The organism is Streptomyces sp. B15 (genome assembly GCF_018070605.1).
Classification (GTDB): domain Bacteria; phylum Actinomycetota; class Actinomycetes; order Streptomycetales; family Streptomycetaceae; genus Streptomyces; species Streptomyces smyrnaeus.
In genome coordinates this window covers 25,782-40,010 of record NZ_JAGPXJ010000044.1, presented here as the reverse complement: position 1 = coordinate 40,010, position 14,229 = coordinate 25,782, and the positions used below count along the sequence as shown (strand labels likewise).

At 72.0% G+C, this 14,229-nt stretch carries 11 protein-coding genes and 2 pseudogenes; 12 read left to right on the top strand and 1 reads right to left on the bottom strand.

Features of this window, described 5'->3' with window-relative positions; translation table 11 throughout:
• Window positions 1–18: 18 nt before the first annotated feature.
• Window positions 19–822: a DUF2470 domain-containing protein gene (locus KBY19_RS20215; protein WP_185016314.1), complete on the bottom strand. Its 804-nt coding sequence runs from the start codon at window positions 820–822 to the stop codon at window positions 19–21.
• A 55-nt stretch (window positions 823–877) separates the two neighbouring features.
• Between KBY19_RS20215 and rpsD the strand changes: the two genes are divergently transcribed.
• From rpsD to KBY19_RS20155, 12 genes and pseudogenes are all read left to right on the top strand, one after another.
• Window positions 878–1,489, top strand: coding sequence for a 30S ribosomal protein S4 (gene rpsD / locus KBY19_RS20210; protein ID WP_099878684.1), 612 nt, complete (start codon window positions 878–880; stop codon window positions 1,487–1,489).
• A gap of 291 nt (window positions 1,490–1,780) precedes the next feature.
• On the top strand, window positions 1,781–2,206 hold the full coding sequence (locus tag KBY19_RS20205; RefSeq protein ID WP_185019313.1) for a DUF948 domain-containing protein: 426 nt from the start codon (window positions 1,781–1,783) through the stop codon (window positions 2,204–2,206).
• 6 nt (window positions 2,207–2,212) lie between these two features.
• A pseudogene (locus KBY19_RS36645) lies at window positions 2,213–2,485 on the top strand (DUF6167 family protein); the annotation flags it as partial.
• A 185-nt stretch (window positions 2,486–2,670) separates the two neighbouring features.
• Window positions 2,671–5,353, top strand: a pseudogene (gene alaS, locus KBY19_RS20195) (alanine--tRNA ligase).
• The gene (ruvX, locus tag KBY19_RS20190) at window positions 5,353–5,868 is read left to right on the top strand and encodes a Holliday junction resolvase RuvX (protein ID WP_210966345.1); all 516 of its coding nucleotides are present in this window, start codon (window positions 5,353–5,355) and stop codon (window positions 5,866–5,868) included. Before alaS ends, ruvX begins: the two are co-directional and overlap by 1 nt.
• A gap of 144 nt (window positions 5,869–6,012) precedes the next feature.
• The gene (gene mltG, locus KBY19_RS20185) at window positions 6,013–7,845 is read left to right on the top strand and encodes an endolytic transglycosylase MltG (protein WP_099878674.1); all 1,833 of its coding nucleotides are present in this window, start codon (window positions 6,013–6,015) and stop codon (window positions 7,843–7,845) included.
• Between the two features lie 15 nt (window positions 7,846–7,860).
• Complete coding sequence (locus tag KBY19_RS20180; protein ID WP_210966344.1) at window positions 7,861–8,718, top strand: shikimate dehydrogenase; 858 nt, start codon at window positions 7,861–7,863, stop codon at window positions 8,716–8,718.
• A gap of 157 nt (window positions 8,719–8,875) precedes the next feature.
• On the top strand, window positions 8,876–10,060 hold the full coding sequence (aroC, locus tag KBY19_RS20175; protein ID WP_099878670.1) for a chorismate synthase: 1,185 nt from the start codon (window positions 8,876–8,878) through the stop codon (window positions 10,058–10,060).
• Window positions 10,057–10,590: a shikimate kinase gene (locus tag KBY19_RS20170; protein ID WP_210956336.1), complete on the top strand. Its 534-nt coding sequence runs from the start codon at window positions 10,057–10,059 to the stop codon at window positions 10,588–10,590. The genes aroC and KBY19_RS20170 overlap by 4 nt, the downstream gene beginning before the upstream one ends.
• Entirely contained in the window at window positions 10,587–11,687 is a 1,101-nt protein-coding gene (aroB, locus tag KBY19_RS20165; RefSeq protein WP_099878667.1) for a 3-dehydroquinate synthase, read from the top strand. Before KBY19_RS20170 ends, aroB begins: the two co-directional genes overlap by 4 nt.
• 200 nt (window positions 11,688–11,887) lie before the next feature.
• The gene (locus tag KBY19_RS20160; RefSeq protein ID WP_099878665.1) at window positions 11,888–12,877 is read left to right on the top strand and encodes an AAA family ATPase; all 990 of its coding nucleotides are present in this window, start codon (window positions 11,888–11,890) and stop codon (window positions 12,875–12,877) included.
• A gap of 136 nt (window positions 12,878–13,013) precedes the next feature.
• The gene (locus tag KBY19_RS20155) at window positions 13,014–14,171 is read left to right on the top strand and encodes an aminopeptidase P family protein (RefSeq protein WP_099878663.1); all 1,158 of its coding nucleotides are present in this window, start codon (window positions 13,014–13,016) and stop codon (window positions 14,169–14,171) included.
• Window positions 14,172–14,229 lie beyond the last annotated feature (58 nt).

Sequence of the window (14,229 nt, the reverse complement as noted above, 5' to 3'; positions counted from 1 at the left end):
AAGATGCGCCGGGCCTCCTTAAGCTCCGGCGGCGAACAACGCGTGCATCGCATGCCGCAGCTCCGCGACCGTGCCGACCGGGTCCGTGAAGTCGAAGCGGGCGTCCATGCACGGTCCCGTACCGCTCCAGCCCCGTACCCGCAGCCCGAACCGGTCGAGCGCCAGCGGAACAGCCTGCTCCCACCCCTGGCAGGCGCACAGCCCGCGCACCTGCTCCTGGTGCGCGGCGGCCAGGTGCTGCAGGAGCTCGGCCTCATGTGCGGCGAGCGGATCAGGCGCAGCGGCGGCGAAGTCGTCGGGTTCCACGGCCTCCTCGCCCCACAGGTCGTCGACGTAGGCCTCGCCGACCTCCAGCCGCAGCATGCGCCGGGAGGTTCCGGCCACGGGGGCCGAGGGGGCGGCCTCGGCGAGCAGCCGGGCGCAGACGGCGCGGTCCTCCCCGCGTACGGGGGTGAGCCAGCCGGCGACCCAGGCCCGGCCCCGTAGCCGGTGCGGTACGGAGACGGGCGCCACATCCGTGATCTCCATCACCGCCGCGAGGTCGTCGTCCTGCGCGTGGGCACTCACGCGTGCCTCCAACGAGTCCGCCGGGACCAGCAGCAGGACGTCTCCGTCGGGGGTGACGGTGCGGGCCTCGGGCACTCCGGCGCCGGGTTCCCGCAGGTCGGGCTCGGCCCCGGGAATGGTCAGCAGGGCGGATACGCTGGATTGCGCGAGGGTTCGTACACGTTCGGCGGCAGTCGGCTGCCGGGCGTCTTCCACGGGACGCGGCTGTTCCTCCTCGGCGTCGATGCCAGGCGGGGAAATCCCAGGTCGAAACATACGTGCTCCTCGGCTAAGGTAAGGCTCACCTAACTTACACGGAGGTCCGTTCAACGTGAACCAGTCGCGTCCCAAGGTCAAGAAGTCGCGTGCCCTGGGCGTCGCGCTGACCCCGAAGGCCGTCAAGTACTTCGAACAGCGCCCGTACCCGCCCGGGGAGCACGGCCGGGGCCGCAAGCAGAACAGTGACTACAAGGTCCGTCTGCTGGAGAAGCAGCGCCTGCGCGCGCAGTACGACATCAGCGAGAGCCAGATGCGGCGCGCCTACGAGCGTGCCCGCAAGACCGGAGAGAAGACGGGCGAGGCGCTGGTCGTCGAGCTGGAGCGGCGGCTGGACGCCCTCGTGCTGCGCTCCGGTCTGGCCCGTACGATCTACCAGGCCCGGCAGATGGTGGTGCACGGCCACATCGCGGTCAACGACCGCAAGGTCGACAAGCCGTCCTTCCGCGTCCGTCCCGACGACGTGGTGATGGTCCGCGAGCGCAGCCGCGACAAGTACCCCTTCCAGGTCGCCCGTGAGGGTGGCTACGCGGGCGAGGGCGAGACCCCGCGCTATCTGCAGGTGAACCTGCAGGCGCTCGCCTTCCGCCTGGACCGGGACCCCAACCGCAAGGAGATCCCGGTCATCTGTGACGAGCAGCTGGTCGTCGAGTACTACGCCCGCTGACCGCTCGCTTCGGCCCAGCCCCGCCAGCCCGCCTGCCCGGCGCCGGTTTTCCTCCGGTACGGGCACGGCGGGCTGCGGCGTTCCCGGAGCGCCCGGCAACGGGACGCGTCCGGCGGGTGCTTGCCCGGCCTCCGCACGGAAGGGACTCCCCGGCCCCGTAATGCGGTACGGAGGCGGCGGCCCGGCGCGATAAGGTCGGTGTCTCGTACGCCGCCGCGGTCGGCCACCCGGCGAGCGGCGGCCGACCCCCATGACCATCAAGGGAAGCGGTGCAGCGTGTCCGGTGGAGAAGTGGCCGGCCTCCTCGTGGCCGTCTTCTGGGCGATCCTGGTGTCGTTCCTCGCCGTTGTGCTGGTGAGGCTCGCCCAGACGCTCAAGGCGGCGACCAAGCTGGTGACAGGTGTGACGGAGCAGGCAGTCCCCCTCCTGGGAGAGGCGTCGGCGACCGTCCGGTCCGCACAGACCCAGCTCGACCGCGTCGACGCCATCGCGACGGACGTCCAGGAGGTCACCTCCAACGCCTCCGCGCTCTCCTCCACCGTCTCGACCGCCTTCGGCGGCCCGCTCGTCAAGGTCGCCGCCTTCGGCTACGGCGTCCGGCGGGCCCTGGGCCGCAAGGACACGCCCGAGCGGGAGACGCGCGGTGACCGGAAGGTCGTCGTCAGCCGCACCGTACCCGCCGCCCGCCGCGGCGGCCGCAAGCGTGGAAGGGGTTGAGCGCAGATGTTCCGCCGTGCCTTCTGGTTCACCACCGGCGCCGCCGCCGGTGTCTGGGCCACCACCAAGGTCCAGCGCAAGATCCGCAGCCTCGCGCCCGACGCGCTGGCGGTGCGCGCTGCCGACAAGGCCGTCGAAGGCGGCCACCGGCTCCGCGAGTTCGCGCTCGACGTGCGTGCCGGCATGGTCCAGCGGGAGAGCGAACTCAAGGACGCGCTGGGCCTGTCGGTGGCCGAGGAGGCCGACCGCTACCGGGAACTCCCGGCCGGACGGCCCGCCTCCGTCTCGCGGCAGCAGGGCAAGCGCCTCCCGCGGCAGCAGCGCAAGCGGCAGCTCGGCGGGGTACTCCCCGAGCCTGAGGCCGGGAGGAGCCGGCAGGCTCCGCCGCTTCGCACCGACCCGCTGGACCCCCAGGACCAGCGGTCCACCCCCAACCACCCGAACGACCGGAATGAGGACCACTGATGGAGTCGGCTGAAATCCGCCGCCGCTGGCTGCGCTTCTTCGAGGAGCGAGGGCACCACGTCGTGCCATCGGCGTCGCTGATCGCGGACGACCCGACGCTGCTGCTGGTCAACGCGGGCATGGTGCCCTTCAAGCCGTACTTCCTGGGCGAGACGACCCCGCCCTGGCCGCGGGCCACCAGCGTGCAGAAGTGTGTCCGTACGCCGGACATCGAAGAGGTCGGCAAGACCACCCGGCACGGCACCTTCTTCCAGATGTGCGGCAACTTCTCCTTCGGCGACTACTTCAAGGAGGGGGCCGCCAAGCTCGCCTGGGAGCTGCTGACCTCCTCGCAGGAGCAGGGCGGCTACGGACTCGACCCCGAGCGCCTGTGGATCACCGTCTACGAGCAGGACGACGAGGCCGAGCGCATCTGGCGGGACGTCGTCGGCGTGCCCACCGAGCGCATCCAGCGGCTGGGCATGGAGGAGAACTACTGGTCCATGGGCGTGCCGGGCCCGTGCGGACCCTGCTCGGAGATCAACTACGACCGCGGCCCGGAGTTCGGCCCCGAGGGCGGGCCCGCCGTCAACGACGAGCGCTATGTCGAGCTGTGGAACCTGGTGTTCATGCAGTACGAGCGCGGCGAGGGCTCCACCAAGACGGACTTCGAGATCCTCGGCGAGCTGCCCAGCAAGAACATCGACACCGGTCTCGGCCTCGAACGCCTGGCGATGGTGCTGCAGGGCGTGCACAACATGTACGAGATCGACACCTCGCGCGCCGTCATCGACAAGGCCACCGAGCTGACCGGTGTCGCCTACGGCGCCGCCGAGGAGAGCGATGTGTCGCTGCGCGTGGTGTGCGACCACATCCGCACCTCCGTGATGCTCATCGGTGACGGTGTCACGCCCGGCAACGAGGGCCGCGGCTATGTGCTGCGCCGCATCATGCGCCGCGCCATCCGCAACATGCGCATCCTGGGCGCCACAGGGCCGGTGGCCGAGGACCTGATCGATGTCGTCATCACGACCATGGGTCAGCAGTACCCCGAGCTGATCACCGACCGGAAGCGGATCGAGACCGTCGCGCTGGCCGAGGAGGCCGCCTTCCTCAAGACACTGAAGGCCGGCACCAACATCCTCGACACCGCGGTGGCCGAGACCAAGAAGTCGGGCAGCACGGTGCTGCCGGGCGACAAGGCGTTCCAGCTGCACGACACCTGGGGCTTCCCCATCGACCTCACCCTTGAGATGGCCGCCGAGCAGGGGCTGTCGGTGGACGAGCAGGGCTTCCGCCGGCTGATGAAGGAGCAGCGGGAGCGCGCCAAGGCCGACGCCAAGGCCAAGAAGACCGGCCACGCCGATCTGTCGGCCTACCGCGAGATCGCCGACACCGCCGGGGCCACCGCCTTCACCGGCTACGGCGAGACCTCCGGTGAGGCCACCGTCGTCGGGCTGCTGGTCGACGGTGTCTCGTCGCCCGCCGCCACGGAGGGCGACGAGGTCGAGGTCGTCCTCGACCGCACCCCGTTCTACGCCGAGGGCGGCGGTCAGCTCGCCGACACCGGCCGCATCCGGCTGGAGGGCGGCGCCGTCATCCAGGTGCGCGACGTCCAGCCGGATGCGGCCGGTGCCCGGCGTCAGTGTGCACAAGGGCTCCGTCCAGGTCGGTGAGGTCACCGTCGGCTCGTCCGCCTACGCGGAGATCGACAGCGACCGCCGTCGCTCCATCGCCCGCGCCCACAGCGCCACCCACCTCACCCACCAGGCGCTGCGGGACGCGCTCGGTCCGACGGCTGCCCAGGCCGGCTCGGAGAACGCCCCCGGCCGCTTCCGCTTCGACTTCGGCTCGCCCACCGCCGTCCCCGGCACCGTGCTCACCGACGTCGAGCAGAAGATCAACGAGGTGCTGGCCCGGGAACTCGACGTGCACGCCGAGTACATGGGCATCGACGACGCCAAGAAGCAGGGCGCCCTGGCCGAGTTCGGTGAGAAGTACGGCCAGACCGTGCGCGTGGTGACCATCGGTGACTTCTCCAAGGAGCTGTGCGGTGGCACGCATGTGCACAACACGGCGCAGCTCGGGCTGGTCAAGCTGCTGGGCGAGTCCTCCATCGGCTCCGGCGTACGCCGCGTCGAGGCCCTGGTCGGTGTGGACGCCTACAAGTTCCTGGCCCGCGAGCACACCGTCGTCTCGCAGCTGACCGAACTGGTCAAGGGGCGCTCCGAGGAGCTTCCCGAGCGCATCTCCGGGATGCTGACCCGGCTCAAGGACGCCGAGAAGGAGATCGAGCGGTTCCGCGCCGAGAAGGTCCTCCAGGCCGCCGCCGGGATCGCCCAGAACGCCAAGGACGTCCGCGGCACCGCGCTGGCCGCCGCCCGGGTGCCGGACGGCACCACGGCCGACGATCTGCGCACCCTGGTGCTCGACGTACGCCAGCGGCTCGGCAGCCGTCCGGCCGTGGTGGCGCTGTTCGCCGTCACAGGCGGCCGTCCGCTCACGGTCATCGCCACCAACGAGGCGGCCAGGGAAGCCGGGCTGCGCGCCGGTGACCTGGTGCGTACGGCGGCCAAGACCCTCGGCGGCGGTGGCGGCGGCAAGCCGGACGTCGCCCAGGGCGGCGGCCAGAACCCCGAGGCCGTGGACGACGCCGTGGCCGCCGTCGAGCGCCTGGTCGCCGAGGCCGGGGGCAACGCCTGATGGTTCCGGACGACGCCGCGCCCCGGAAGGACGCCGAGGGCCCGGCGTCCTTCCGGCGCGGCAGGCGGCTGGCCGTCGATGTCGGGGACGCCCGGATCGGGGTCGCCGGCAGCGACATCGACGGGCTCCTCGCCACTCCGGTGGAGACGGTGCCCGGGCGGGACGTCCCGGCGGCCCAGCGTCGGCTGAGGGCGCTGGTCGAGGAGTACGAGCCGTTGGAGGTCGTGGTGGGGCTGCCCCGTTCGCTCAGCGGCGGGGAGGGTCCGGCGGCGGCGAAGGTGCGCGGTTTCGCTCAGGAGTTGGCGAAAAACATCACACCGGTTCCGGTCAGACTGGTCGACGAACGCATGTCGACGGTCACCGCGGCACAGGGCATGCGAGCCTCCGGAGTCAGTTCCAAAAAGGGACGTTCACGCATCGACCAGGCGGCTGCCGTGGTGATTCTGCAGAGCGCGCTGGAGACCGAACGGATCTCGGGCCGCCCTCCGGGACACTGCGTCGAGGTGGTTGTGTGATCGCAGTGCGGTAACGTTCCGCGCGACACGGCAGCCGCCGATGCACACGCGTGACGCACTCGTACGGAACTCGTCCGGTGCGGGGACTCCGGCGCAGGCGTCCGGTGCGTCACCGGCTGCCGCTCTCGCGTCGCAAGGGGATCGATGACTGACTATGGCCAGGGACATGGCTCCCAACCGTGGCACCCCGACGACCCCCTCTACGGGGATCAGGAGTGGGACGGTGGCCGGCAGCCCGAGTATCAGGGCGGCTGGAACCAGGCCCCCCAGCAGGGGGAGTATTCCGGCCACCCCGGCCCCCAGCAGCAGTACGCGGAGCAGTTCACGGAGCAGCAGTACCAGCAGTACGCGGCCCAGCAGCAGTACGGGCACGGCGGCTGGGACGGCGCCCAGCAGGCGGCTCCCGGTGCCGGGCAGCACTACGACCCGTCGTACGCCGGGCAGCAGGTGGACCCGTACGGCACGGGGGAGTACCCGTCCGGTGAGTACGGCACGGGCGAGTACGCGACCGGGGAGTACCACACCGGCGGGTATGCGAACGGGAACTACGGCACGGGGGAGTACCAGGCGCCCGGGCACTACACGGAGTACCCGAGCGGTGAGTACAGCACCGGTGAACACCACACGGGCGAATACGGAACCGGCGCGTACGGCACGGGGGAGTACCGCACCGGCGAGTACCCCACGGGCGAGTACAGCACCGGCGAGCACCCCGGCTACTACGCCCAGCAGGGCGGCTACCCGGACCAGCACGCCCCGCACCCGCAGCAGCACCCCGTCCCCCGGCCCCGGCAGCCGTCCGGCGCCACGGCCGATCCGGAGACCGGCTGGGACCCGGGCCCCGACCAGGGCGAGCACGCCTTCTTCCAGGACCGCGACGAGGACCTGGCCGAGGATGAGTACGACTACGACGAGGACGGCGACCGCGGCCGACGAGGCCGCGAGGGCGGCACCAGGACCAGGCGCGGGCGTGGCTGCGGACTGGTGATCTCGGCCGCTCTGATCGCCGGGGTCGGCGTCGTCGGGTACTTCGGCTACGACTTCTACCAGACCCACTTCGGCCCGGCCCCCGACTACGCGGGCGAAGGCACCGGTGAGGTCATGGTCGACATCCCCGACGGCGCCTCGCTCGCCGACATGGGGCAGGTCCTGGAGAAGAAGGGCGTCGTCAAGAGCCCCGGCGCCTTCGTGGAGGCGGCCGGCAACAAGAGCATCCAGGCGGGCACCTACACCCTGCGCAAGAAGATGTCCGGCGCCAGCGCGGTCGAGATGATGCTCGACCCGGCCAGCCAGAACGGCCTCATCGTCGCCGAGGGCTGGCGCGCCACGAAGATCTACGCGGAGATCGACAAGAAGCTCGACGTGGCGAAGGGCACCACGAAGAAGGCCGCCGAGTCCGGCGATCTCGGCCTGCCCGAGTGGGCACACGGCAAGCCGGAAGGTTTCCTCTTCCCCTCCAAGTACAGCATCGGGGAGAAGAGCAAACCCAAGGACGTGCTGCGGAAGATGGTCAAGCGGGCGGAGTCCGAGTACGCCAGGACGGGGCTGGAGCAGAAGGCGAAGGCGACCGGCAAGACGCCGGAGCAGATCATCACCATCGCCTCGCTCATCCAGGCGGAGGCCCAGGAGGACGACGAGTTCGGCAAGGTCTCGCGCGTCATCTACAACCGGCTCGACAAGGACATGCGGCTCGGCTTCGACTCCACCATCAATTACGCGATGGGCCGCTCCACGCTGAACACCTCGGTCGCCGACACCAAGTACCCGTCCCCGTACAACACCTATCTGCACAAGGGGCTGCCGCCCGGCCCGATCGGCAACCCCGGGCACCAGGCGATAGAGGCGGCGCTCAAGCCGACCAAGGGTGACTGGCTGTTCTTCGTCACGGTCAAGCCCGGCGACACCCGCTTCACCGACAGTGCGCACGAACACCAGAAGAATGTCGAAGAATTCAACAAGGAACAGCGCAAGAAGTAAGGAGAACGGCGGCTGATGCCATCCACCCTCTCGCAGGAGGCCCGGCGCGCCGCCGTCCTCGGCTCGCCGGTCGCCCACTCCCTCTCCCCGGTGCTCCACCGGGCCGCCTACGCACAACTCGGCCTCGACGGCTGGACCTACGACCGCTACGAGGTGGACGAGAAGGGCCTCCCCGGCTTCCTCGCCGGCCTGGGCGAGCGGGTGGGGCCGGCCGGGCGGTGGGCGGGGCTCTCCCTGACCATGCCGCTGAAGCGTGCCGTCATCCCGCTGCTGGACGAAATCAGCGGGACGGCCGCCTCCGTGGAGGCCGTCAACACGGTGGTCTTCACCGAGGACGGGCGCCGCACCGGGGACAACACCGACATCCCCGGCATGATCGCCGCACTGGAGGAGCGCGGCATCCACACCGTCGAGAGCGCCACCGTGCTCGGCGCGGGTGCCACGGCCTCCTCCGCGCTCGCTGCCCTCGCCCGGATCTGCGAGGGCGAGGTCACCGCCTATGTACGGAGCGAGGAGCGGGGCCGGGAGATGCGGGGCTGGGGAGAACGGCTCGGGATCACCGTTCGGACGGCCGACTGGACGCGGGCCGCCGAGGGGCTGCGGGCGCCGCTGGTCATCTCCACCACCCCCGCGGGCGCCACCGACGGGCTCGCCCAGGCCGTGCCCGCCTCGGGCGGCACCCTCTTCGACGTCCTCTACGACCCGTGGCCGACCGCCCTGGCCCACTCCTGGAACGGCGCCGTCATCGGTGGACTCGATCTGCTGGTGCACCAGGCGGTGCTGCAGGTCGAGCTCATGACCGGGCACCGGCCGGCACCGCTGGCCGCGATGCGCGCCGCCGGGGAGGCGGAGCTGCGGGCCCGCGCCTGCTGACCGGGCCACTGCCTCCCCCCGGCCGCTACCGGGAGCGCCGCCCACATGCCGAGACGGGATCGGCTCGGGGGAAGGGCGCTCCCACCGGCATGGGAGGATCGACCCAGGAAAACCCCAGGAAGTGGGACGGGCCGCACGGCGGCCGAGAGGAGCACCGTTGAGCAGGTTGCGCTGGCTGACCGCAGGGGAGTCGCACGGCCCCGCACTCGTGGCAACCCTGGAGGGCCTTCCCTCCGGCGTCCCGGTGACCACCGAGATGGTCGCCGACGAGCTGGCCCGCCGCCGTCTCGGCTACGGCCGCGGCGCCCGGATGAAGTTCGAGCGCGACGAGGTCACCTTCCTCGGCGGTGTACGCCACGGCGAGACCCTCGGCTCGCCGGTCGCGATCATGGTGGGCAACACCGAGTGGCCCAAGTGGGAGCAGGTGATGGCGGCCGACCCGGTCGACCCCGCCGAGCTGGAACAGCTGGCCCGCAACGCCCCGCTCACCCGCCCCCGCCCCGGCCACGCCGACCTCGCGGGAATGCAGAAGTACGGCTTCGACGAGGCCCGCCCCATCCTGGAGCGCGCCTCCGCGCGGGAGACCGCCGCGCGGGTCGCGCTCGGCACCGTCGCCCGCTCGTACCTGCGGGAGACGGCCGGCGTCGAACTCGTCTCGCACGTCGTGGAACTGGGGGCGGCGAAGGCTCCGTACGGCTCGGTCCCCGAGCCCGGCGACGTGGCGCGGCTGGACGCCGATCCGGTGCGCTGCCTGGATGCCGAGGCGAGCGAGGCGATGGTCGCCGAGATCGACCAGGCGCACAAGGACGGCGACACCCTCGGCGGTGTCGTCGAGGTCGTCGCGCACGGTGTGCCCGTCGGGCTCGGCTCGCATGTGCACTGGGACCGGCGGCTGGACTCGCGGCTGGCCGGAGCGCTGATGGGGATCCAGGCCATCAAGGGTGTGGAGCTGGGCGACGGCTTCGGTCTCGCCCGGGTGCCGGGCTCCCAGGCCCACGACGAGATCCTGGCGACCCCGGACGGCATCCGCCGCGCTTCGGGGCGCAGCGGCGGCACCGAGGGCGGGCTGTCCACCGGTGAACTGCTGCGGGTGCGGGCCGCCATGAAGCCGATCGCGACCGTGCCGCGCGCCCTGGGCACCGTCGACGTCCGCACCGGTGAGGCCGACAAGGCGCACCACCAGCGTTCCGACGTGTGCGCGGTGCCCGCGGCGGGCATCGTCGCCGAGGCGATGGTCGCGCTGGTGCTGGCGGACGCGGTGGCCGAGAAGTTCGGCGGGGACAGCGTGGGCGAGACCCGTCGCAATGTGCGTGGCTTCCTCGACAACCTGGAGATCAAGTGACCGGGCCCGTCATCGTGCTCGTCGGCCCGATGGGGGTCGGCAAGTCGACCGTCGGCGCGATCCTCGCCGAGCGGCTCGGTGTGACCTGCCGCGACACCGACCAGGACATCGTCGAGCGGGTCGGCAAACCCATCTCGGAGATCTTCCTGGACGAGGGCGAGCCGCACTTCCGCGAACTGGAGCGCTCGGCCGTGCGAACGGCGCTGGCCGAGCACACGGGCGTGCTCGCGCTCGGCGGCGGCGCCGTACTGGCGGACGAGACCAGACAGCTGCTGGCCGGACGCCCGGTCGTCTTCCTGGAGATGGGGCTGACGGAGGCCGTCAAACGCGTCGGTCTGGACGCCCCGCGCCCGCTGCTCGTCATCAACCCGCGCCAGCAGTGGCGCAAGCTGATGGAGGAGCGCAGGCCGCTGTACACCGAGGTCGCCCGCGTCGTCGTCAGCACCGAGGCCCGTTCGCCGGAAGAGGTCGCCGACGAGATCCTCACCGCCCTTCAGCTACCGTCCACCCAGCCGGAGAAGCAGCAATGACCACCCAGGAACCCGCCGCAACCCGCATCGCCGTCGGCGGCACGGCGGGTACGGCACCCTACGACGTGCTCGTCGGACGGCAGCTCCTCGGCGAGCTCGCCGGCCTGATCGGCGCCGACGCGCAGCGGGTCGCCGTACTGCACCCCGAGGCGCTGGCCTCCACCGGCGAGGCGCTGCGCGAGGACCTGGCCGGCCAGGGGTACGAGGCCATCGCCATCCAGTTGCCCAACGCGGAGGAGTCCAAGACCGCGGAGGTCGCCGCCTACTGCTGGAAGGCGCTGGGCCAGACCGGGTTCACCCGCACCGATGTGATCGTCGGTGTCGGGGGAGGGGCCACCACCGATGTGGCCGGGTTCGTCGCGGCGACCTGGCTGCGCGGGGTGCGCTGGGTCGCGGTGCCGACCACGGTGCTCGGCATGGTCGACGCGGCGGTCGGCGGCAAGACCGGCATCAACACCGCCGAGGGCAAGAACCTGGTGGGCGCCTTCCACCCGCCGGCCGGGGTGCTGTGCGATCTGGCGGCGCTGGACTCGCTGGGCGTCCACGACTACGTCAGCGGCCTCGCGGAGATCATCAAGGCGGGCTTCATCGCCGACCCCGCCATTCTGGAGCTGATCGAGTCTGACCCGCAGGCCGCCCGCAGCCCCCAGGGCCCGCACACCGCCGAGCTGGTCGAACGCTCGATCCGGGTGAAGGCCGAGGTGGTCTCGGAGGACCTGAAGGAGTCCGGCCGCCGGGAGATCCTCAACTACGGCCACACCCTCGGTCATGCCATCGAGAAGAACGAGCGCTACAACTGGCGGCACGGCGCGGCCGTTTCGGTCGGTATGGTCTTCGCCGCCGAGCTGGGGCGGATCGCGGGACGGCTGGACGACGCGACGGCGGACCGGCACCGCGCGGTGCTGGAGTCGGTCGGCCTCCCGGTCACCTACCGCGGCGACCAGTGGCCCAAGCTGCTGGAGACGATGAAGGTCGACAAGAAGTCGCGCGGCGACCGACTGCGCTTCATCGTGCTCGAAGGGCTCGCCAAGCCGGCCGTCCTGGAGAGCCCCGACCCCGCGATGCTGCTGGCGGCGCACGCCGAGATCGCCGCCTGAAACCCACCCCGTGCCCGGCGCGGCCCTGGCCCGGCGGACGCCGGGGCAGGGAACCACGTTGATTGCCGCGCGCGTCGGGCACTCGGGAGCGGATCCGGCCGTTCACACGGGGACGGCCGGGGAAGGTACCGTCAGTATTCGCACAACACCTGGCGTTGCGTCGCAACGCCTTCACACGTGGGACGGGAGTTGGGGTCCGGATGCAGCACAGCGGTGCCCAAGGCGCCTACGGAGGCTTCGGGGCACAGTGGCCCGCACCCCCGCCGGCCCCCGGCGCCCGCTCGGCACAGGGACAGGCGCGGCAGCAGTCGCACCCGCATCCGCAGCCACCGCCGCCGCGCCCTCAGCCGCAGCTTCCGCCGCCGCAGCCGCCGCATCCCCACTCCCCGCCCCACCCGCACGCTCCGGCGCACCAGCCGCCGCAGCCCCCGCACCAGCCGCCGCAGCAGCCCCCGCACCCGCGTCCCCTCCCGGCCCAGCCCCCGGCCAACCCCGTGCCGCCCGCCGGCGCGCCGCCGCAGCCGGGCAGCGGTGCGCCCACCGGGGAGTCGACGGGCCATGTGAAGCTGCCGCCGGGCGGCCCGGTCCAGGTCCCGGCGCCGGGCGCGACCCCGGCCCAGCTGGACGCCACCCGGGCCGCCGTCGCCGTCCTGCTGATCGGTCCGGCGGGTGCGGGCAAGACCACCGTGGCGCGCTACTGGGCGGACCACCGTGCCGTCCCCACGGCCCATATCAGCCTCGACGACGTGCGTGAGTGGGTGCGCTCGGGCTTCGCGGATCCGCAGACGGGCTGGAACGAGAACTCCGAGGCCCAGTACCGTCTCGCCCGCCGCACCTGCGGCTTCGCGGCCCGCAACTTCCTGGCCAACGGCATCTCCTGCATCCTGGACGACGCGGTCTTCCCCGACTGGCCCGTCATCGGGCTCGGCGGCTGGAAGCGGCACGTGGGCCCCGGCCTCATCCCGGTGGTGCTGCTGCCGGGCCTGGATGTCGTCCTGGAGCGGAACGCGGAGCGCTCGGGCAACAGGCGGCTGTCCGACGAGGAGGTGGCGCACATCCACGGCCGGATGGCGGGCTGGTACAGCTCCGGGCTGCCGATCATCGACAACTCCCGGCAGGATGTGGCCAGCACCGCGCAGATGCTCGACAACGTGGTCGCACGCAGCCTCGCCAGCCCCGTGAGCTGGTGAGTGACGGCCGGCCGGACCGGCACCGGGACCTCTTCCGAGGCGCGTGGCGCGGCAGCTGAGCTGACAATCCTCATCGCTTCGCTCGCACGGCCGTGTCCGGGCGGCCGAGCGGCCGGGTGCTGCGTACTCTCGGCATATGTCCGAGGTGCATGTGTCCCGCCGTGCCCGGCTGCGCGACCGCTGTGCGGCGAACACCGCCCATGACGGTCCTGCCGACGCGGTGCTGATCTCCCGCCCCGCCAACGTCCGGTATCTGACCGGCCGCGCGGCGCCCAGCAGCGTGCTGCTGCTCGGCCCGGACGGTCAGGACACCCTCGTCTCGGCTCCCGGGGAGGGGCCCGCCAACGGCGCCCACCCGGCCGACGATCTGCGCGAGGTCACCCTGGATGTACCGAGCGGGGCGCACGCCGCCGAACCGCAGGGCGGGGCCAGGAGCGACACCGCCGTGGCCGCCGCCGGACTCGCCGAGCGCGGCGGGGCGCGGGCGCTGGCCGTGGAGGAACACCATCTGACCGTCGCCCGGCACCGGGCGCTGGCCGCCGTCGCGCCCTCCGTGCGTCTGACGGACCTCGGCCTGGCGGTGGAGCAGCAGCGGGTCATCAAGGACGAGGAGGAGATCTCCGCGCTGCGGATCGCCGCCGAGATCACCGACCAGGCTCTCGGCGAGCTGCTGGAGTCGATTCTGGTGGGCCGTACGGAGCGCCATCTGGCGCTGGAGCTGGAGCGCAGGCTGATCGACCATGGGGCCGAGGGTGCCGCCCTGCCCACCTCCGTCGCCACCGGCCCCAACTCCGGGCTCGCCGGTCACCGCCCCACCGACCGGCGGGTGGAGGAGGGAGATTTCCTCTCCGTGCGGCTGGGCGCCCGCTACCGCGGATACGGCTGCCAGATCGGCCGTACGTTCGTCATCGGCACCGCGCCCGAGTCCTGGCAGATCGAGCTGTACGACACCGTCTTCGCCGCTCAGCGTGCCGCACGGGAGTCGCTGGGCCCGGGGACCGAGTGCCGGGAGGTGGACCGGGCGGCGCGTCAGGTGCTGGGGGCGGCGGGGCACGGCGGGGCGCTGGGTGAGTCCACGGGTCACGGGGTCGGACTGGAAATCGGTGAGGACCCTCGGCTCTCCCCCGAGGCCGTGGGTAAACTGGACGCTTGTGTGCCGGTCACCGTCGAGCCGGGGGTCCATCTCCCGGGCCGGGGCGGTGTCCGGATCGACGACACGCTCGTCGTCCGCCCGCAGGCGGACGGCGGACCCGAGCTACTCACCATCACGACCAAGGAGCTGCTCGCCCTCTAGCCCCCGCGGGGGCTCAGCCCACGGGCCGTCGGAGGCGGGTGGCCGCCCTGGTCTCCGC

Excerpts from the sequence above, each read along its gene's own strand:
- KBY19_RS20215 (WP_185016314.1), bottom strand. The coding sequence starts at position 822 with ATGTTTCGACCTGGGATTTCCCCGCCTGGCATCGACGCCGAGGAGGAA.
- ruvX (WP_210966345.1), top strand. The coding sequence starts at position 5,353 with ATGGTTCCGGACGACGCCGCGCCCCGGAAGGACGCCGAGGGCCCGGCG.
- mltG (WP_099878674.1), top strand. The coding sequence starts at position 6,013 with ATGACTGACTATGGCCAGGGACATGGCTCCCAACCGTGGCACCCCGAC.
- KBY19_RS20180 (WP_210966344.1), top strand. The coding sequence starts at position 7,861 with ATGCCATCCACCCTCTCGCAGGAGGCCCGGCGCGCCGCCGTCCTCGGC.
- aroB (WP_099878667.1), top strand. The coding sequence starts at position 10,587 with ATGACCACCCAGGAACCCGCCGCAACCCGCATCGCCGTCGGCGGCACG.
- KBY19_RS20160 (WP_099878665.1), top strand. The coding sequence starts at position 11,888 with ATGCAGCACAGCGGTGCCCAAGGCGCCTACGGAGGCTTCGGGGCACAG.
- KBY19_RS20155 (WP_099878663.1), top strand. The coding sequence starts at position 13,014 with ATGTCCGAGGTGCATGTGTCCCGCCGTGCCCGGCTGCGCGACCGCTGT.